Below are 20382 nucleotides of genomic sequence, written 5' to 3' on the forward strand. Positions count from 1 at the left end.
GTTTCAGTTTCCCGGGCTGCCGCAGGCCTTTCTTCGGCATCGAGTCGCTGTCCGACAGGAGGACGGGTGCTTTGACGCATTTCGCCTCCGGCCCCATCGCCTAAACCCGAGTTTTGCCGCAGAGGCCGACCCCGGCCGGCTCATCGAACTCCATGTCTCGTTCCCCCGATTCCACCTTCGGCGACACGGACGCCTACTTGCTCGGGGAAGGCACGCACGCCCGTCTCCACGAGCACCTGGGCGGCCGCCTGGTCGCCGACGGCCTCGGCGCCACCTTTGCGGTCTGGGCGCCCAATGCGCGATCGGTGTCGGTGATCGGCGACTGGAACGCCTGGGACCCGCGGGCCGACCCCCTGATCGTCCGCGCCGACAGCACCGGCGTCTGGGAAGGGCGCAGCGCGCACGCCCGCCACGGCCAGGCCTACAAGTTCCGGATCGTCGCCGAGGGCGGCCGCGTGCTGGAAAAGGCCGACCCGCTGGCCCTCCTGAGCGAAGCGCCGCCGGCCACCGCCTCGCGGCTCTGGTCGCTCGCGCATGACTGGGGCGACGACCACTGGATGCGGACGCGCGCCGAGCGCAACCGCCTCGATGCGCCGATCTCGATCTACGAGGTGCATCCGGGCTCCTGGCGGCGTCCGGATGGCGCACTGCCCAACTATCGCGAGCTCGCGCGACCGCTCGCCGAGCACGTGGTGTCGCTGGGCTTCACACATGTCGAATTGATGCCGGTCACCGAGCATCCGTTCTACGGCTCGTGGGGCTACCAGACGACCGGCTATTTCGCGCCCACCGCACGCTACGGCACGCCGCAGGACTTCATGGACTTCGTCGACCACCTGCACCAGCGCGGCATCGGGGTGGTGCTCGACTGGGTGCCGTCGCACTTCCCCGACGACGCCCACGGACTGTCCGTCTTCGACGGCACCCACCTCTACGAACACGCCGATCCGCGCCAGGGCTTCCACCCCGAGTGGCACTCGGCGATCTTCAACTACGGGCGCAACGAGGTCCGCAGCTTCCTCGTCTCGTCGGCCCTGTTCTGGCTCGACCGCTACCACATCGACGGCCTGCGCGTGGACGCGGTCGCCTCGATGCTGTACCTGGACTACGCGCGCAAGGAAGGCGAGTGGATCCCCAACCGGCACGGCGGGCGCGAGAACCTCGAGGCCATCACCTTCCTCAACGAACTCAACCGGGCGGTCTACCGCGAGCACCCCGACACCTTCACGGTGGCCGAGGAATCGACCGCCTGGCCCCGCGTGTCGCGGCCGATCGAGATGGGCGGCCTCGGCTTCGGCATGAAATGGAACATGGGCTGGATGCACGACACCCTGGCCTTCATGAAGGAAGACCCGGTGCATCGCCGCTTCCACCACCACCGCCTGACCTTCTCGATGGTCTACGCCTTCAGCGAGAACTTCGTGCTGCCGCTGTCGCACGACGAGGTGGTGTACGGCAAGGGGTCGCTGATCGGCAAGATGCCGGGCGACGCCTGGCAGCAGTTCGCCAACCTGCGCCTGCTGTATGGCTACATGTGGGCGCATCCCGGCAAGAAGCTGCTGTTCATGGGTGGCGAATTCGCCCAGCGGCGCGAGTGGACGCACGAGGGCCAGCTGGAGTGGCAGCAGGCCGAACTGCCGGCGCACCGCGGCGTCCAGCACCTGGTGGGCGAGCTCAACCGGCTCTATCGCAGCGAGCGGGCGCTGCACGAACTCGATGCCTCGCCCGACGGCTTCGAGTGGATCGAGGCCGACGACCAATCGCAGAGCGTGATCGCCTTCCTGCGCCGGGCCCGCAACGGCGAGGCCGTGCTGGTGGTCTGCAACCTGACGCCGGTGCCACGGCGCAACTACCGGCTGGGCGTGCCCAGCGGCGGCATCTGGCGCGAACTGCTCAACAGCGATACGCTCGCCTTCGGCGGCGCGGGTTGGGGAAATCTCGGCGAGGTCGAGGCCGCACCCGTGCCTTCGCATGGCCACAGGCAGGCGCTCAGCCTGACCCTGCCGCCGTTGTCCACCCTCTATCTGAAGGCGGTTGCCGATGCCTGATGGACTGCTGCCGAGCTCGACGCCGGCCGAGCCCCAGCCTCCCTTCGCGATCGACACGCCCGACGGCCGCAGCCGCGCCGTCGTCGATGCGGTGCTGCCGGCGGTGGACGGCGGCCGCTTCGCCGCCAAGTGCGTGGCGGGCGAGCACTTCCGGGTGACGGCCCATGTGTTCACCGACGGCCACGACGCGCCGCGCGTGATGCTTCAGTGGTGGAAAGACGGCGAGGCCCGCCGCCGCGAGTTGCCGATGAAGCTTCGCTACAACGACGAGTGGCATGCGGACTTCGTGCCGCCCATGGCCGGGCGCTACCGCTACACGGTGGTGGCCTGGGTCGACGCCTTCGAGTCGTGGCGCCACGAACTGGTGCGGCGGGTCGATGCCGACGACATCCGGCTGGCGGCGCGGGTCGGCGCACTTGAAATCCGGGCCGCCGCCGCACGCGCGGCAGCCACCGAACGGGAGGCGCTCGAGGATTGGGCCCTCGCGCTCGAACAGGGCGCCCAGGACCCGGCGCTGGAGGTGACGGCGCTGAAGGCGCTGGCGCTCGACGAGGACCTGGCCGTCACCGCGGGCCGCTATCCGGACCGCCGGCTGGAGACCCGCTACGGCGCCGACCTGCCCCTGGTCGCCGATCGCGAGCGGGCCCGCTTCAGCACCTGGTACGAACTGTTTCCGCGCTCGGCCGGCGACGCGCCCGGCGCCCACGGCACCCTGCGCGATGTCGAGGCACGGCTGCCGCTGGTCGCGGCCATGGGCTTCGACGTGCTGTACTTTCCGCCGATCCATCCGATCGGCCGCCTGCAGCGCAAGGGCCGCAACAACGCGCTCGACACCGAGCCGGGCGACGTCGGCAGCCCCTGGGCGATCGGCGCCGCCGAGGGCGGCCACAAGGCGATCCTGCCCGCCCTCGGGACGCCGGAGGACTTCCGCCACCTGGTCGCCGCGGCCCGGGCCCGGGGGCTCGAGATCGCGATGGACATCGCCTTCCAGTGCGCACCCGACCATCCCTACGTCAAGGCGCATCCCCAGTGGTTCCGCTGGCGGCCCGACGGCAGCGTGCAGTACGCCGAGAACCCGCCGAAGAAGTACCAGGACATCTATCCCTTCAACTTCGAGAGCGAAGACTGGCAGGGCCTCTGGTGCGAACTCAAGAGCGTGCTCGACCACTGGATCGCCGAGGGCGTGACGATCTTCCGGGTCGACAACCCGCACACCAAGTCGTTCGCGTTCTGGGAATGGGCGATCACCGAATGCAAGCGGGCACACCCCGAACTGATCTTTCTGGCCGAGGCCTTCACCCGGCCGAAGGTCATGCATCGCCTCGCCAAGCTGGGCTTCACGCAGTCCTACACCTACTTCACCTGGCGCAACACCAAGGCCGAACTCACGGACTATTTCACCGAGCTCGCGCAGGGCCCGGGCGCGGACTACTTCCGGCCCAACGTCTGGCCCAACACGCCGGACATCCTGCACGCCGCGCTGCAGGGCGGCGAGGAGGCGATGTTCAAGCTGCGGCTGGTGCTGGCCGCCACGCTGGCCGCCAGCTACGGCATCTACGGGCCGGCCTTCGAACTGCTCGAGCATCGGCCGCGCGGCCTCTCGAGCGAGGAGTATCTCGACTCGGAAAAATACCAGCTGCGCCACTGGGACTGGGAGCCCGACAGCGGCCTGCGGCCCTTCATCGCCCGGGTCAACCGTATCCGGCAGGGCAACGCGGCTCTGCAGTCCGACCGCAGCCTGCGCTTCCTGGACATCGACAACGACCAGCTGATCGCCTATCTCAAGGCTTCCGACGATGGCCGCAATGTCGTGGTGACGATCGTCAACCTCGACCCGCACAACGCCCAGTGGGGCTTCCTCTCGCTGGACCCCTCGGAGGTCGACGTGCCGCGCGACCAGCCGTTCCAGATGCACGACCTGCTGACCGACCAGCGCTTCAGCTGGCAGGGCGGACGGCACTTCATCCGGCTCGAGCCCGAGCGCGTGCCGGCACACGTGCTGGTGGTGCGCCGCCGGCTGCGCGACGAGCGCGACTTCGACTACTACCTCTGAGCAACAGGAAGCCGCATGAATGCTCCCGTGCCGACACTGGCGCTCGAAACCACCGAGATCGACACCTCGGGCGACCCGACCTGGTACCGCGACGCGGTGATCTACCAGTGCAACGTCAAGGCCTTCGTCGACTCCAACGGCGACGGCGTCGGCGACTTCCAGGGCCTGACGAGCAAGCTCGACTACGTGAAGGACCTGGGCGTCAACACGCTGTGGCTGATGCCCTTCTACCCGTCGCCGCTGCGCGACGACGGCTACGACATCGCCGCCTACGAGGACGTGCATCCGCAGTACGGCAGCTTGCAGGATTTCAAGGACATGCTCGAGGAGGCCCACAAGCGCGAACTGCGGGTGGTGATCGAACTGGTCATCAACCACACCTCGGACGCCCATCCGTGGTTCCAGGCGGCGCGCATGGCGCCGCCGGGGTCGCCCGAGCGCGACTTCTACGTCTGGAGCGACACCGACCAGCTCTACCAGGGCACGCGCATCATCTTCACCGACACCGAGAAGTCGAACTGGACCTGGGACCCGGTCGCCAAGGCGTACTTCTGGCACCGCTTCTTCAGCCACCAGCCGGACCTCAACTTCGACAACCCGCAGGTGCTCGAGGCGGTGTTCCGCACCATGCGCTTCTGGCTCGACATGGGGGTCGATGGCTTCCGGCTCGACGCCATTCCCTACCTGATCGAGCGCGACGGCACCTCGAACGAGAACCTGCCCGAGACCCACGTGGTCATCAAGGCCCTGCGGGCGGCGATCGACGCCAACTACAAGGACCGCTTCCTGCTGGCCGAGGCCAACATGTGGCCGGAAGACGTGCGCGAGTATTTCGGCGATGGCGACGAGTGCCACATGGCCTATCACTTCCCCCTGATGCCGCGCATGTACATGGCGATCGCGCAGGAAGACCGGGACCCGATCGTCGAGATCCTGCAGCAGACGCCAGAGATCCCCGAGGGCTGCCAATGGGCGATCTTCCTGCGCAACCACGACGAGCTGACCCTGGAGATGGTGACCAACCGCGAACGCGATTACATGTACACCACCTACGCGGCCGACATGCAGGCGCGCATCAACCTGGGCATCCGGCGCCGGCTGGCGCCGCTCATGGACAACGACAAGGACCGCATCAAGCTCATGAACAGCATGCTGCTGTCGATGCCGGGCTCGCCGATCATCTACTACGGCGACGAGATCGGCATGGGCGACAACGTCTTCGTCGGCGACCGCAACGGCGTTCGAACCCCCATGCAATGGAGCCCCGACCGCAACGCCGGCTTCTCGCGCGCCGACCCGCAGCGGCTCTACCTGCCGCCGATCATGGATGCGATGTACGGCTACGAGGCGGTCAACGTCGAGGCCCAGCTGCGCGACAAGAGCTCGCTGCTGCACTGGACCCGCCGGATGCTCGCGGTGCGCAAGACCAGCCGCGCCTTCGGCCGCGGCAAGCGCACCTTCCTGAAGCCCGGCAACCGGAAGATCCTGGCCTACATCAGCGAGCACGACGACGACGCGATCCTGTCGGTGTTCAACCTGTCGCGTGCCGCGCAGCCGGTCGAGCTCGACCTCTCGGCCTTCAAGGGCCGGGTGCCGGTCGAGATGCTCGGACGCACCTCGTTCCCGCCGATCGGCGAACTGCCCTACCTGCTGACCCTGCCCTCGCATGGCTTCTACTGGTTCAAGCTGGCCGACGAGGCACCGATGCCGAGCTGGCACCAGGAGGGCGTGGCGCTGCTCGACCGCCCGGTCATCGTGCTGTTCGACGGCTGGACCAGCCTGCTCAAGGACCGCGTGATGCCCTGGCGCATCGGCTTCGCGGACCGGCTGATCAAGCAGTTCGAGACCGATACGCTGCCACCGCACATCGAAGCCCAGCGCTGGTACGCGTCCAAGGGCAGCCGCATCGCACGGGCCCGGCTGGCGGACTCGGCGATCTGGGACATCGACGGGCTGAGCTGGATGCTGCCGCTGCTGGAACTTGAGGGGCTGCCAGAGACGGCGACCTATTTCATGCCGCTCGCGCTGGCCTGGGAAGACCGCGACGAAGAGCGCATGAAGTGCCTGCAGCCGGCCGCCATCGCCAAGGTCCGGCAAAAGGCCAACGTGGGCGTGATGGGCGACGCCTTCTTCGACGAGACCTTCTGCCGCGCGCTGGTGCGCGGCATCGTCGGCGACACCGAGATGCGGACCGCACACGGCCGGCTGCATTTCCGGCCCACCTCGCTGGGCCGCGAGCTGGTGCTCTCCGCGATCCAGGACCTGCCGGTCAGCCGGCCGACCGCCATGAGCAGCAACACCGTCGTGACCCTCGGCGAGACCCTGTTCCTCAAGGGCTACCGCCAGCTGCGCCGCGGCATCAACCCCGAACTCGAGATGGGGCGCTTCCTGACCGAGGAGGCCGGCTTCCTGCACGGCGTGCCCGTGGCCGGCGCGCTCGAATACCTGGGCGACGACGGCAGCGTGTTCACCCTCGCGCTGCTGCAAGCCTACGTGCCGAACCAGGGCGATGGCTGGAGCTGGACGCTGGACTACCTGGAGCGCGTGCTGACCGAGCTGCGCGACGCCGATGGCCCTCGGGCCGACGCGCCGCACGGGGCCTTCCTGGCCCTGATCGCGATCCTGGGTCGCCGCACCGCGGAGCTGCACAACGCGCTCGGCCGGCGCACCGGCAATCCGGCGTTCGACCCAGAACCGATGACCGCAGCCGACCGGCGCGCGATGCGCGACAGCGTGCGCGCGCAGGGCCAGGCGACGCTGGTCCAGTTGCGCGAACATCTGGCCGGGCTGCCCCAAGCGACGCAAGAGGATGCGCGCCGGCTGCTGGAGCGCTCCGGCGCGATCGATGCCTTCGTCGACGCCCTGCCGCTCGAAGGCGGTGCGGGCCGGCGCTCGCGCTTCCACGGCGACTACCACCTGGGCCAGGTGCTGCTGGCCCGCAACGACTTCGTGATCATCGACTTCGAGGGCGAACCGGCGCGTTCGATCGAGGAGCGCCGCGCCAAGCAGCCGCCGCTGCGCGACGTCGCCGGCATGCTGAGGTCGTTCAACTACGCGCGCTGGAGCGCATTGCGGCGCGCGGCGCAGAACGCGGTCGAACTGGCCCGGCTCGACGCCGACGCCCGCGACTGGGAACGCGAGACCCGCGCGGCCTTCCTGGACGGCTACGCCGCGGCACTGGCGCCCGACGCCGGACCGGTCGACCCGCAGCTGCTGCGCCTGTTCGAGCTCGAGAAAGCCTTCTACGAACTGCGCTACGAACTCGGCAATCGGGTCGACTGGGTGCCCGTGCCGCTGCAGGGCATCCTGGCACTGCTCGAAGGCCATGGCCCGACGGCCGTCTGAGCGACCGACCCCCCATCTCCCGGAGAGCTTCCATGGACACCCTGACGTTCTACCTCGAGCCGCTGCGCGCCTTCCTGTTCCAGATCGGTGCCTTCGTGCCGCGGCTGGTGTTCGCCACCCTGGTCGTGATCGCGGGCTGGCTGATCGCGAAGGTGGTGCGCTTTGCAGTCATCCGCGGGCTGCATGCGATCAATTTCCCCGTCCTGACCGAGCGCGCCGGCATCGACACCTTCCTGCGCCAAGGCGGCATGGTGACGGACTCGACCGTGGTTTTCGGCGCCCTGGCCTACTGGATGGTGATCCTGGCCTCGCTGGTGGTGGCCTCCAACGGACTGGGACTGAGCTACGTCGCCGACCTGCTCGGCCGCGTGATGTGGTTCGTGCCGAATGTCTTCGTGGCCATGCTGGTGCTGGCCTTCGGCGCCTACTTCGCCAAGTTCGTGGGCGACGCCGTGACCACCTACGGCCGCCATGCCGGCATCCAGGATGCCATGCTGCTGGGCAAGGTGGCGCAGTACGCAATTTTGCTGTTCGTGGTTCTGATCGCGCTCGACCAGGTCAAGATCGGCGGCGACATCGTGCGCCAGAGCTTCCTGATCATCCTCGGCGGCGTGGTCTTCGCGCTGGCGCTGGCCTTCGGCCTGGCCGGCAAGGACTGGGCGGCCGACCGGATCGAGGACTGGTGGCCGAAGAAGAAGCGGCCGCCCGAGCGCCCGGCGCCGCGCGCCCCGGCCGTGACCCCAGCCTCCAACCCATGGCCGGCCCGCCCGGCGCAGAACTTGCACGACGACCGCCCGCATCCATGACCAAGCACCCGCACACCCCGCTGTCCGCCGTCTGGCCCGGCAAGCCCTACCCGCTGGGAGCCACCTGGGACGGCCAGGGTGTGAATTTCGCGGTGTTCTCCAAGCACGGCGAGAAAGCCGAGCTCTGCATCTTCGACGACAAGGGCCGCCACGAGCGGCAGCGCATCGTGCTGCGCGAGCGCACCAACGACGTCTGGCACTGCTACCTGCCCGAGGCACGCCCCGGCATGGCCTATGGCCTGCGCATCCACGGCCCCTACAAGCCCGAGCAGGGCCATCGCTTCAATCCGAACAAGCTGCTGCTCGACCCCTATGCGAAGGACCTGGTCGGCGAGCTGCGGTGGGGTGACGCGCTGTACGGCTATTCGGTCGGCAGCAAGCGCCAGGACCTGTCCTTCGACCGCCGCGACAGCGCCGCCTTCATGCCCAAGGGCCGGGTGCTCGAGACCGCCTTCACCTGGGGCGACGACCGCCGGCCCGAGGTGCCATGGCAGGACATGGTGATCTACGAGCTGCACGTGCGCGGCTTCACCATGCAGCACCCGGCCGTGCCCGAGCCGCTGCGCGGCACCTACGCGGCGCTCGGCTGCGCACCGGTCATCGACTACCTGCAGCGCCTCGGCGTGACCACCGTCGAGCTGCTGCCGGTGCATGCCTTCCTGAACGACCGCCACCTGGCCGAACAGGGCCTGCAGAACTACTGGGGCTACAACACGCTGGCCTATTTCGCGCCCGAAGTGCGCTACAGCGCCTCGGGCAAGGTGAAGGAGTTCAAGACCCTGGTCAAGACCCTGCACTCGGCCGGCATCGAGGTGATCCTCGACGTCGTCTACAACCACACCTGCGAGGGCAACCATCTCGGGCCCACCTTGTCGATGCGGGGCGTCGACAACGCCTCCTACTACATCGCCAATGCCGAGCAGCCGCGCTACTACGACGACTTCACCGGCTGCGGCAACACGGTCAACCTGGAGCAGCCGCGCGCACTGCAGCTGGTGATGGACTCGCTGCGCTACTGGGCCGAGGAAATGCATGTCGACGGCTTCCGCTTCGACCTCGCCTCGGCGCTGGCGCGCGAGGCCGGCAAGGTCGAGAACCTCGGCGGCTTCTTCGACGCCATCCGCCAGGACCCGACGCTGAACCAGGTCAAGCTCATCGCCGAACCCTGGGACCTGGGCCATGGCGGCTACCAGGTGGGCAACTTCCCGCCCGGCTGGGCCGAGTGGAACGACCGCTACCGCGACGGCCTGCGAGGCTGGTGGAAGGGCGACGCCGGCGTGGTGGGCGACGTCGCCCACCGGCTGGCCGGCTCGCAGGACCTGTACGGCTGGTCGGGCAAGGGGCCGCACGCGAGCATCAATTTCATCACCGCCCACGACGGCTTCACCTTGCACGACCTGGTCTCCTACAACGACAAGCACAACGAGGCCAACGGCGAGGACAACCGCGACGGCAACAGCAACAACATGTCCTGGAACTGCGGCGCCGAGGGACCCACCGACGACCCCGAGATCAACGCGCTGCGCGAACGCCAGAAGCGCAACTTCCTGGCCACCCTGCTGCTGTCGCAGGGGGTGCCGATGCTGCTGGCGGGCGACGAGCGCGGCCACACGCAAAACGGCAACAACAACGTCTACTGCCAGGACAACGCGCTCGGCTGGCTCGACTGGACGCCGCGGCCCGAGGCCGACTCGCTGCGCGATTTCGTCGCCCGCCTGATCCGCGTCAGGCGCGAGCATCCGTCGTTCCGGCGCCGCAGTTTCTTCCGCGGCCAGCCGGCCGGCGACAGCGAGACCAAGGATGTGGTCTGGCTGCGGCCCGACGGCCAGGAGATGACGCCGCCCGACTGGGAAGGCGAGCACGTGCGCTGCCTCGGCATGCTGTTCTCGGGCACCGGCATCACCGACGTCGGCCCGCGCGGCGAGCCGCAGCGCGACGACGACTTCCTGCTGCTGCTGAACGCCTACCACGACCCCGTGCCCTTCACGATGCCGACCCGCCCGGGCGATCGCTGGACCCGGATGGTCGACACCGCCCGCGAGAGCGCGTTGTCGCTGCTGCTGGCCGAGGCCACCTATCCGCTGCAGGGCCGGTCGCTGGCGCTGCTGCGCCGCAGCCTGGCCGCCTCATGAAGCGCCGTCATGCGATGCCCTTCGGCGCCGAGGTGCTGGCGGAAGGCGGCGTGCGCTTCCGGCTCTGGGCGCCCTCGATCGAACGGGTGGTGCTCGAACGGGCGCGCGGCGCCGGCTGGCAGGACCACGCGATGCAGCGCGCCGAGGACGGCTGGCACGAGGCCGGGCTGGCGCAGGCGGCGGCGGGCGACCGCTATCGCTACCGCCTGCCCGACGGCCTGCGCGTGCCAGACCCCGCCTCGCGGCTGAACCCCGACGACGTCCACGGCCCGAGCGAGGTGGTCGACCCGGGGGCGTACGCATGGCGCGACGCGGACTGGACCGGCCGGCCCTGGCACGAGGCCGTGGTCTACGAACTGCACCTCGGCACCTTCACGCCCGAAGGCACGCTGGCGGCGGCCCGGGACCGCCTCCCCGGCCTCGCCGAACTCGGCATCACGGCGGTCGAGCTGATGCCCCTCGCCGATTTCCCGGGGCACCGCAACTGGGGCTACGACGGCGTGCTGCCCTTCGCGCCGGACGCCAGCTACGGCACCCCCGACGACCTCCGGCGCTTCGTGGAGAGTGCCCACGCGCTGGGGCTGATGGTGCTGCTGGACGTGGTCTACAACCACCTTGGTCCCGAAGGCAACTACCTGCCGGCCTACTGCCCGGAATTCTTCAACCCGGCCCACCAGACGCCGTGGGGCGCGGCGATCAACTTCGACGGTGCCGGTGCCCGCACCGTGCGCGACTTCTTCGTCCACAACGCGCTCTACTGGATCGAAGAGTACGGCTTCGATGGCCTGCGGATGGACGCGGTGCATGCCATCCGCGATGATTCGACGCCGCCGATCGTCGAGGAGATCTGCAACGCACTGCGACAGGGCCCGGGCCGCCGCCGGCAGGTCCACGTGGTGCTCGAGAACGACCTCAACCAGGCGCATCGGCTCGAACGCGGCGACGACGGTGCGCCGCTGGCCGCCACCGCCCAATGGAACGACGACCTGCACCATGCGGCGCATGTGCTGCTGACCGGCGAGACCGACGGCTACTACGCCGACTATGCGTCGCGGCCGCTCGAACAGTTCGGGCTGGCGCTGGCGCAGGGCTTCATCTACAGCGGGCAGCCCTCCGCGTTTCGTGGCGGCGAGGCCCGCGGCGAACCCTGCACCCACCTGCCGCTGGGCGCCTTCGTCTCGTTCCTGCAGACCCACGACCAGGTCGGCAACCGCGCCATGGGCGAGCGCATCGATGCCCTCGCCGACCCGCTGCTGGTGATGGCCGCCCGCAGCTGCGTGCTGCTGTCGCCGCACACGCCGATGCTGTTCATGGGCGAGGAATACGCGGCGACCACGCCGTTCCAGTTCTTCTGCGACTTCGGACCCGAGCTGGCGGCCGCGGTCACGGCCGGCCGGCGCGCCGAGTTCGGCCGCTTCGTCGCCTTTGCCGGCGAGGCGGCGCAGGCCCGCATTCCCGATCCCAACGACCCCGCCACCTTCGCCGATTCGCGCCTCGATGCGCAGCAAGCGGCGCAGCCGCCGCACGCCGCCGCGCTGGCCATCACGCGGGAGTTGTTGCGGGTCCGGCGCGCCGAACTGATGCCGCGCCTCGCCGGCGGCGCAGGCGCCCACCAATGGTCCTGCGAAGGCGATGCCTTGCGGCTGGCGTGGCGGCTCGGCGCCGATGACGGCCCTGGCGTCCTTTTGCACCTGGTCGCCAATTTCGGTGCCGGCGACGCCGAGCTGGCCTGGCCGCCCGGCCGCGTGATCCACCGGCTGCGGGTCGACGATGCGGCGCCCCCCGGCGGCCTGCTGCGCCTGCCCAGGGGCGGCGTCTGTGCAACCCTCGAGGAGCCCGGCGATGGATGAGGCGGAGGCGCTGCAGCGTCTTTGCGAACGCCACGGCGTGGCGACCGGCTATCACGACGTCGTTGGTCATTGGCATCGGGTCGCGCCCGAGGCGCTCGCGGCGCTGCTGCGCGATGCCGGCTTCCTGCCGGCGGATGTCGATCCCACCGCCGCCGAGGCGGCCGCCGAGCGCCGGTCATGGCTGCGTGCCCTGCCGCCGGTTCGATCGGTCGCGGCCGCCAGCGACCACTTCAGCGTGACGCTGCACCTGCCGGCGTCCGCCACGCGGATCGAATGGCAGGTGGACGACGAGAGCGGCGCCTGCCACCAGGGCGCCGTCGACGCCGCCGCCCTCGAAGTCGAAGCGCAGGCCGAGATCGGCGGCGCCGGCTACCGCCGTCTCCGGCTGTCGATCGCGCTGGCGCTGCCCGTCGGCTACCACCGCCTGCGCATCGACGGCCAGGCCGGCGACACGCTGCTGGTCTGCGCGCCCGCGCGCTGCCACCAGCCGGCCTGGCTGGAGCGCGGCGGCCGGCTCTGGGGCTTCACGCTGCAATTGCATTCGCTGCGCTCGGAGCGCAACTGGGGCTTCGGCGACTTCGGCGATCTGGCCGACTTCGTCGTCGGCGCCGCCCGCGCGGGCGCGGACGTGGTCGGGCTGAATCCCCTGCACGCGCTGTTCGCGCACAACCCCGCGCACCAGAGCCCCTACAGCCCCTCGTCGCGGGGCCAGCTCAACCCGCTCTACATCGATGTCGAGGCGGTGCCGGATTTCCGGGCCTCGCCCGCGGCGCAGCGGCGCGTCCGCTCGCCGGCCTTCCAGGCCCGGCTGGCCGGCCTGCGAGCGGCGCCGTTGATCGACCACGAAGGCGTCTCGACCGCCAAGCACGAGGTGCTCGAACTGCTCTACCGGCGCTTCCTCGAACGAGCGGCGGACGATGCGGAAGTCGCCGCGCTGGCGCTGTTCCGCCAGCGCGGTGGTGTCGCCTTGCAGCAGCACGCGCTGTTCGAGGCGCTGCAGGCGCACCTGCACGCGGCCGATGCCGCCGTCTGGGGCTGGCCGGCCTGGCCCGAGGCCTATCGCGATCCGGGCAATGCCGCCGTCGCCGCCTTTGCCGCCGAACATGCCGAGCGCATCGACTACCACGCCTACCTGCAATGGCAGGCCGCCCGGCAGCTCGAAGCGGCGGCGGCGCGCTGCGCCGAACTCGGCATGGCGGTCGGCCTCTACCTCGACCTGGCGGTCTCGGTCGACCGCGGCGGCTCGGACGCCTGGCGCCATCGCCACAGCTTCGCGCTCGACGTGCGGGTGGGCGCACCGCCCGACGCCTTCAACACCCAGGGCCAGGACTGGGGCCTGCCGCCGCTTCGCCCGGACCGGCTGCGCGAAGGCCGGCACGCCGTCTTCATCGAGGCCCTGCGCGCCAACATGCGCGGCGCCGGCGCGATCCGCATCGACCACGTGATGATGCTGATGCGCCTGTTCTGGATCCCGGCCGCCGGCACGCCGCGCGACGGCAGCTACGTGGCCTATCCGGTCGACGAACTGATGGCCATCCTGGCCCTGGAAAGCCAGCGCCATCGCTGCCTGGTGATCGGCGAGGACCTGGGCACCGTGCCGGACGCGATGCGCGACGCGATGCGCAGCCGCGGCGTGCAGTCGTACCGGCTGCTGTACTTCGAGCGCGAGGCCGACGGTGCCTTCCGGGCGCCGGCGTCCTGGCCGCGCGAAGCGGTGGTGGCGGTCAGCACCCACGACCTGCCGACGCTCGCGGGCTGGTGGTCGGCCCATGACCTGCGCCTGCGCTTCGAGCTGGGGCTGATTCCCGACGCCGCGGCCTATGAGCAGCAGGTCGAGCAGCGCAAGCGTGATCGCACGAGCCTGCTCGACGCCGTGCGGCAGCAACAGGCGCTGCCGCAAGACAGCGTGGCCGCGGCCGTGGCTGGCACGCTGGACGCCGACGCAGTGGCGGCCGTGCATGCCTTCCTGGCGGCGGCACCCTCGTGCGTGATGATGGCGCAGCTCGAGGACGCGCTCGGCGAGGTGGAGCAGGCCAACCTGCCCGGCACCACCTTCCAGCATCCCAACTGGCAGCGCAAATACGGCAGCGGTCCGAAGGACCTGTGGGCCCGGACGCCGGTGCTGCGGCTGTGCGCCGCCATCGCCCGCAGCCGGCCGCGCGAAGCGGCCAGCCCGCCGACCGGCACCCGCGTGCCGCGCGCCACCTACCGGCTGCAGCTGCACAGCGGCTTCACTTTCGACGATGCCGCGCGCATCGTGCCCTACCTCGCGCGGCTCGGCATCAGCCACGTCTACTGCTCGCCGATCCATCGCGCCCGCCCCGGCAGCATGCACGGCTACGACGTCGTGGCCCACGACGAGATCAATCCCGAGCTCGGCGGCCTGGCCGCGTTCGAGCGCCTGACGAAGACGCTGAAGGCCCATGGCATGGGCCAGCTGATCGACCTGGTGCCCAACCACATGGGGGTGCTCGGCAACGACAACGCCTGGTGGTCCGACGTGCTGGCGCACGGCATGGCCTCGCGCTACGCGCGCCACTTCGACATCGACTGGCGGCCGCTGACACCGAAGCTGGCGGGCAAGGTGATGCTGCCGGTGCTCGGCGATGCCTACGGCCGGGTGCTCGAACGCGGCGAGCTGTCGCTGCTGTGGGACGCCGAGTCCGGCGAGTTCGGCATCGGCTACTTCGAGCACCGCTTTCCGCTGGCCCCGGAAAGCACCGCCACCGTGCTCGAGCGCGCCTGCGCCCATCTCGGCGCGGGCGAGGCCAGCGCTCCGCTGGCCGGCATCGCCACCGCGCTGCGCCATCTGCCAGGCATGCACCGCACCAAGCCCAAGGCCGTGGCCGAGCGCGCGCGCGACAGCCAGCTGCTCAAGGCCCAACTGGCGCTGCTCGCGGCCGCCCGGCCCGCGGTGGCGCAGGCGATCGCGGCCGTGGTCGAGGCGCTCAACGGACCGCAGCAACGCGACGCTCTGCATCGGCTGCTGGAGGCGCAGGCCTGGCGGCTGGCCCACTGGCGGGCGGCGGCCGACGAGATCAACTACCGGCGCTTCTTCGACGTCAACGAGCTCGCGGCGCTGCGCAACGAGCGCCGTTCGGTCTTCGAGGCCACGCACGCGATGGCGCTCGACCTGGCCGCGCGCGGCTGGGTCGACGGGCTGCGCATCGACCATCCCGACGGGCTGCAGGACCCGGCGCGCTATTTCGAGCGACTGCAGGACGGCTTCGTCGCCCGCGCCGGCCTGCCGCCGCGCGGCGTCGATGCCGACGGCCGCCCCGACCGGCCGCTCTACGTGGTGGCCGAGAAGATCGCGGCGCCGAACGAGGAGGTGCCGGAGTCGTGGGCGGTCCACGGCACCACCGGCTACCGTTTCGCCAACCTGGCCAACGCGGTGCTGGTGGACGAGCGCGCCGCCGACCGGCTGAAGCGGATCTGGCGCCATTTCACCGGGCAGTGCGCACCGTTCGAAGAGATCGTCTACCAGGCGAAGCGCGAAGTGGCCGGCGTGACGCTGGCCTCCGACCTCGAGGTGCTCTCGATCGCGCTGCTGGCCATCGGCAAGGCCCATCGCAGCACCCGCGACCACACGCTCAACACGCTGCGCGAGGTGCTGGCGACCGTAGCGGCGAGCCTCACGGTCTATCGCACCTACAACGACAAGCAGGTCAGCGAGCAGGATCGGCATTTCATCGACCAGGCGGTCGCCGCGGCGCGCGAACGCCTGGGGCTGCCCGACCCCTCGGTGTTCGAGTTCGTGCGCGAAGCCTTGCTGGGGCGGGCCCCCACACCCGGCCGGGCGGCACGCCGGAAGGCGCTGCGCTTCGCCCGCCGCTTCCAGCAGTTCAGCGCGCCAGTGGCGGCCAAGGGGGTCGAGGACACGGCGTTCTACCGCTACTTTCCGCTCGCCTCGGCCAACGAGGTCGGCGGCGAGCCCGCCCGGCTCGGCGTTTCGGTGGCGGCCTTCCACGAAGCCAGCGGCGATCGCCAGCGGCGCTGGCCGCAGACCATGCTGGCCACCTCGACCCACGACAACAAGCGTGCCGAGGACGTGCGGCTGCGCATCGACGTGCTGTCCGAGATGCCTGGCCTGTGGCGGCTGGCGCTGCGGCGCTGGTCGCGCTTCAATGCGCCGCTGCGCGGCCCGGTGCTGGCCGTGCACGAGTACCTGCTCTACCAGACGCTGCTGGGCACGATGCCGGTGGCGCCACCCGACGCCGGGGCACAGGACGGCTATGCGGACCGCATCGTGCGCTACATGCACAAGGCCGCCCGGGAAGGCAAGACGGGCACCAGCTGGACCCGGCCCGATGCCGCCTACGAAGAGGCGCTCGAACGCTTCGTGCGCGGTGTGCTGGCGCCGCGGCCCGACAATGCGTTCCTGGCCGACCTGGGGCGCGTGGTGGGCACGCTGGACCGCTTCGGTGCGCTCAACGGCATCAGCCTCACGCTGCTCAAGTACAGCTCGCCCGGAGTGCCCGACTTGTACCAGGGCTGCGAACTCATCGATCGCAGCCTGGTCGATCCGGACAACCGTCGGCCAGTGGACTACGGCGAGCGCGAGCACCTCCTGGAGACCATGCAGGCACTGGCGGCCGCTGCCTCTGGCGGCGCGCTCGCGCAGGCCGTCAGCGGCTTCGCGGCCACGCCGTCCGATGGCCGGGCCAAGCTGTGGCTGACCTGGCGGCTGCTCGCCTTGCGCCAGCGCTGGCCCGCGCTGTTCCGGCATGGCAGCTACGAGCCGCTCGAAGTGCGCGGCGAACGCGCCGACCACGTCATCGCCTTCGCCCGCCGCCACGACGACCGGGCGCTGGTGGTGATCGTGGCGCGCCTGTTCGCGCGGCTCGGCGACACCGGCTGGGGCGACACCTGTGTACAGCTGCCCGCCGGCTTCGCAACCGTGGCGATGGACGACGAAGTGACGGGCCTGCGGCACCCGGCGGGCGGCCCGCAACTCGCGCTGGCCGCGGTGCTGCAGGCCTTTCCGGGCGCCGTACTGACGCTGGTGCAGCCACTGTAAGCACGGGCCTACATTGCAATGCGTGCGGAGCCGCTCCCGCATCGCTATCGGTCTGATAATTCTTCCACCGTGCTCCCACGCACCGACGCGGAGACAAAGGCACATGACCCAAGCCATCTACTGTTTCGATACCGCGAGCGTTCGCTTCGCCATCCATCCCGAGGGCCCGGACGGCGAGCGCTGCATCGTCGAGATCGCCGAAGACCCGCTGCGAGACCTGTTCGGCGCCTGCGGCGGCGGTGACAGCCTGGTCGACGCCTACCTGATGAACGCCGATCTGATCAACGCTCTGGCTCTCGCCCGCCACCGCGAGACCCAGGGCCGGCCGGTGCGACTGGAGACGGCCGACTTCGAGACGTCGGACATCGGCGTTTATCACTGAGGCCGGGTCCTACGGGCGCCCCGGCCGGCCGGACCTGAAATCGACGCCATGACGCCCACCGCCCTGCAATTGCTGCAGCTGCTCCAGCAGCTGTCGCAAGCCAGGATCCGTTTCAGCTGCAGCCAGCTGTCGGGCGTCGCCGGCGGCCGAGCGAAGGAGCCGGAGGTGCCCGCGCGCATCTCGGCCCGGGAACGCCTGGCGCTGCGCCTGTTTGCCGGGCTGGACGACAAGGAGCGCTCCGAGGTGATGCTGGCCCGTGCCCAGTTCCTCCAGCTGCTGCTCCAGAGCGCGCCGCAGCGGCTGCAGGGTTGGAGCGACCAGGACCCGCTCGACCGAATGCCGCCGTCTCGTCTGTTCGAATGGATCTCCCACGATTTCGAACGGCTGGAGCTCGCGCAGATCGAGGCCCAGATGACAGCGGGCGAAGCCGCGCGCTACCTCGGACGCGTCGGGCCGGCGCCGTCATCCCCCGGCTGACTCACCAGGCCGCCGCGCCGCCCGTCAAGGCGCGCCGGGCGAGCAGGAAGGTGGCCGCGTTCCAGCTCTGGCCGGCCATGCCCATGGGCGCCAGCGTCCGGCCGTGGAACCACTCGGTGAAGCGCCAGTCGTCGAGCGCGTTGACATGCGCCAGCCGCGCCAGATCGGACCAGGCCTGCGCCTCCAAGCCCAGGCGGGCCAGCGCCATGACCCAGAAGCCGCCCACGAAGGGCCAGATGCCGCCGTTGTGGTACTGGTGGACCATGTTCTGCTGATGGCGCGCCATGTAGGGCCGCCAGAGTTCGTGCTGGCGCGACAACGGATGCAGCACCACGCGCACCGGATAGGGATCGTCGGCGCCGGCGGCGGCGATGGTGTCCACGATGCGGCGCGCCATCGAGGCGTCGGCCAACCCGCTCTGGATCGCGAGCACGTTGCCGAACACGTCGCCCTCGTCGCCGACGACCGCGAGATTCACGAAGCTGAGGTAGAGGCCGGGGTCGCGGCGGCCACGACGCGCATAGTGCCGCAGCAGGCGTGCCCGGTGGTATTCAGGCAGGTCGCGCTGGAACGGATTGAACAGGTGATTGAAGTGATGCAGCGTGGCCTCGGCATGGTCCAGGCCATGGCGGCGCTTGACCTCGTACCACAGGGCGTTGGTGTACAGCACATAGCCGGAGCGCGGCATGATGTCGGCCCAGTCGCTGGCTTCGTTCTGCTGCAGCAGCCGGAAGTGCTGGTGCTCCTGCGCCAGCAGCCAGCCGAGCGCGCGATCCACCTCCGGCTGCCAGTGCGAGGCGCCGACCTGGCCGTGGCGCCGCACATGGTCCACCGCGATCAGCCACCACAGGGTGGCGTCGATGCATCCCAGATACCAGAAGTCGGCGTCGCGGCCTTCGGGGTCGACGTACTTGGGAATCTGGCCGTTGCCGGCTTGCTGCGCCGCCAGCGCGTCGAGGCTGGCCACCGCGCCCTGCTCCAGCGCCGGCACGCCGCTGCCGCACATCGCCATCACGCAGATGGCGGCATCGCGTCCGAAGATGCGCGTGTAGCGCCGGGCCACCGCCGCCTCGGTGCGGGTGGCCGCGAGGATGCCGTGCGGCGTCAGGTTGCGCTGCAGGAGGTCGAGCGAGGCTTCGGCGCAGGCATCGATCTGCGCGAGCGTGGGGGCATCGGGGTAGGTCATGCGTTCGTGATTCGCCGCCAACCAGCGGCGGAGCACGCATTCTCGCGGCAGGCGCGGGCACCTGCCCCGGCGTTGCCGCTCAGGTCGCGAAGGGCGCTTGCTTGAGGAAGGCGGCCGCCGGGCCCAGCACGAAGAGGTTGGGGGACTGGCTGGCGGGCATGCCGGCCCGGATGCGGGCGTGGAAGCTGCCGTAGGTGCCTTCGAAGGCCCCGTGGTTCCAGACCTTCAGGAGCTGTTCGGTGAAGGCGCCGTTGTGGTCGCCGTCCAGTGAGACCTGGTTGTCCTGGCAGCCGGACATCAGGATCACCGAGGGCTTGAACTCGCCGATGACAGTCGACGCCTGGCCGGCCGTGCCCACCTGGGACAGGGCCGCGTCGGGATCGGTCACCTGGCCGCCGGCCGCCTTCGCCACATCGTTCTGCAGCTTGTCGTAGAAGGCCTTGTGCGCCTCGTAGACGCGCATCGCCACGCCGGCGGGCATCAGGCGCGCCCGCGTTCCGGGCGGCGGTATCGGCGGCCGGTCGCGTGTCACGGTGCCGCTGTGGCAACTGTCTGAAAGCACCAGGATCCGGACGCCGGCGCCGAACTTGCTGAGCTCGAAGTAGAGCTCGTCGTCGATCAGCTGTCCGTCGAAGAGGCACCAGGTCTCGTCCTTGCGGTCTTTCTCGTCATGGTCGATGTCAGGGACCTGGCCGCCATGGCCGGAGTAGCTCATGAAGAACAGGTCGCCGGGCTTGAGCGCCTTGGCCGCGCCGCGGATCGCCGCGAGGACATTCGCTCGCGTGGCCTTCTTGGTCAGCAGCACGGTGGACGTCATGCCTTTGGCCTTGGCGATCGCCGCCATGTCCGAGGCATCGAATTCGCATGCCGCCAGGGGGCCATCCCAGCCCTCGTAGGCGGCCGCGCTCACGGCATTGAGCCCGATGTGCAGCGACAGTGCGGTGGCATCGTTGCCCGGCTTGGTTTTCTTGGCGGCCATGGTGTCCCCCTTCTTGCGTGCTCGATGGAGATCGAGGGCAGCCGAGCGGCCGCCGGGGTCGCGATGATAGGCGCGATTCGGGGGCGGAGAAAGGGCGATATGCG

11 protein-coding genes are annotated in these 20382 nt (G+C 70.0%); 9 read left to right on the top strand and 2 right to left on the bottom strand.

Annotated features, from left to right (window positions below; translation table 11 throughout):
* Positions 1-152 precede the first annotated feature (152 nt).
* The 9 genes from glgB (at position 153) to QZH52_RS10695 (ending at position 18113) form a co-directional block, all read left to right on the top strand.
* Positions 153-2048, top strand: coding sequence for a 1,4-alpha-glucan branching protein GlgB (glgB, locus tag QZH52_RS10655; RefSeq protein WP_301807892.1), 1896 nt, complete (start codon positions 153-155; stop codon positions 2046-2048).
* Complete coding sequence (locus QZH52_RS10660) at positions 2041-4101, top strand: alpha-1,4-glucan--maltose-1-phosphate maltosyltransferase (RefSeq protein ID WP_301807895.1); 2061 nt, start codon at positions 2041-2043, stop codon at positions 4099-4101. Before glgB ends, QZH52_RS10660 begins: the two co-directional genes overlap by 8 nt.
* A gap of 15 nt (positions 4102-4116) precedes the next feature.
* Positions 4117-7446, top strand: a complete 3330-nt coding sequence (gene treS / locus QZH52_RS10665; protein WP_301807898.1) for a maltose alpha-D-glucosyltransferase — start codon at positions 4117-4119, stop codon at positions 7444-7446.
* Positions 7447-7478: 32 nt separating this feature from the next.
* Positions 7479-8252 (top strand): mechanosensitive ion channel family protein, encoded by a 774-nt coding sequence (locus QZH52_RS10670; protein ID WP_301807900.1) that lies wholly within the window; start codon positions 7479-7481, stop codon positions 8250-8252.
* Entirely contained in the window at positions 8249-10384 is a 2136-nt protein-coding gene (gene glgX / locus QZH52_RS10675; RefSeq protein WP_301807902.1) for a glycogen debranching protein GlgX, read from the top strand. Before QZH52_RS10670 ends, glgX begins: the two co-directional genes overlap by 4 nt.
* Complete coding sequence (treZ, locus tag QZH52_RS10680) at positions 10381-12234, top strand: malto-oligosyltrehalose trehalohydrolase (RefSeq protein WP_301807904.1); 1854 nt, start codon at positions 10381-10383, stop codon at positions 12232-12234. Before glgX ends, treZ begins: the two co-directional genes overlap by 4 nt.
* A complete protein-coding gene (gene treY / locus QZH52_RS10685) occupies positions 12227-17254 on the top strand; it encodes a malto-oligosyltrehalose synthase (protein WP_301807907.1) in 5028 nt (1675 codons plus the stop codon). Before treZ ends, treY begins: the two co-directional genes overlap by 8 nt.
* 103 nt (positions 17255-17357) lie before the next feature.
* Positions 17358-17636: a hypothetical protein gene (locus QZH52_RS10690; protein ID WP_301807909.1), complete on the top strand. Its 279-nt coding sequence runs from the start codon at positions 17358-17360 to the stop codon at positions 17634-17636.
* Positions 17637-17684: 48 nt separating this feature from the next.
* Complete coding sequence (locus QZH52_RS10695; protein ID WP_301807911.1) at positions 17685-18113, top strand: hypothetical protein; 429 nt, start codon at positions 17685-17687, stop codon at positions 18111-18113.
* A gap of 1 nt (position 18114) precedes the next feature.
* Here the strand turns inward: QZH52_RS10695 and QZH52_RS10700 are convergent, their stop codons facing one another.
* Together QZH52_RS10700 and QZH52_RS10705 are read right to left on the bottom strand one after the other, a co-directional pair.
* Positions 18115-19299 (bottom strand): amylo-alpha-1,6-glucosidase, encoded by a 1185-nt coding sequence (locus QZH52_RS10700; RefSeq protein ID WP_301807914.1) that lies wholly within the window; start codon positions 19297-19299, stop codon positions 18115-18117.
* Between the two features lie 79 nt (positions 19300-19378).
* The gene (locus QZH52_RS10705) at positions 19379-20278 is read right to left on the bottom strand and encodes a caspase family protein (RefSeq protein WP_301807917.1); all 900 of its coding nucleotides are present in this window, start codon (positions 20276-20278) and stop codon (positions 19379-19381) included.
* Between the last annotated feature and the right edge of the window lie 104 nt (positions 20279-20382).

The sequence above is a fragment of the Variovorax ginsengisoli genome, from assembly GCF_030486595.1.
In the GTDB taxonomy this organism is placed as follows: Bacteria; Pseudomonadota; Gammaproteobacteria; order Burkholderiales; family Burkholderiaceae_C; genus Variovorax; species Variovorax ginsengisoli_B.

Coding starts and splice junctions, on each gene's coding strand:
- treS (WP_301807898.1), top strand. CDS start 4,117: ATGAATGCTCCCGTGCCGACACTGGCGCTCGAAACCACCGAGATCGAC.
- QZH52_RS10670 (WP_301807900.1), top strand. CDS start 7,479: ATGGACACCCTGACGTTCTACCTCGAGCCGCTGCGCGCCTTCCTGTTC.
- QZH52_RS10695 (WP_301807911.1), top strand. CDS start 17,685: ATGACGCCCACCGCCCTGCAATTGCTGCAGCTGCTCCAGCAGCTGTCG.
- QZH52_RS10700 (WP_301807914.1), bottom strand. CDS start 19,299: ATGACCTACCCCGATGCCCCCACGCTCGCGCAGATCGATGCCTGCGCC.
- QZH52_RS10660 (WP_301807895.1), top strand. CDS start 2,041: ATGCCTGATGGACTGCTGCCGAGCTCGACGCCGGCCGAGCCCCAGCCT.
- QZH52_RS10705 (WP_301807917.1), bottom strand. CDS start 20,278: ATGGCCGCCAAGAAAACCAAGCCGGGCAACGATGCCACCGCACTGTCG.
- glgB (WP_301807892.1), top strand. CDS start 153: ATGTCTCGTTCCCCCGATTCCACCTTCGGCGACACGGACGCCTACTTG.
- treY (WP_301807907.1), top strand. CDS start 12,227: ATGGATGAGGCGGAGGCGCTGCAGCGTCTTTGCGAACGCCACGGCGTG.
- glgX (WP_301807902.1), top strand. CDS start 8,249: ATGACCAAGCACCCGCACACCCCGCTGTCCGCCGTCTGGCCCGGCAAG.
- treZ (WP_301807904.1), top strand. CDS start 10,381: ATGAAGCGCCGTCATGCGATGCCCTTCGGCGCCGAGGTGCTGGCGGAA.
- QZH52_RS10690 (WP_301807909.1), top strand. CDS start 17,358: ATGACCCAAGCCATCTACTGTTTCGATACCGCGAGCGTTCGCTTCGCC.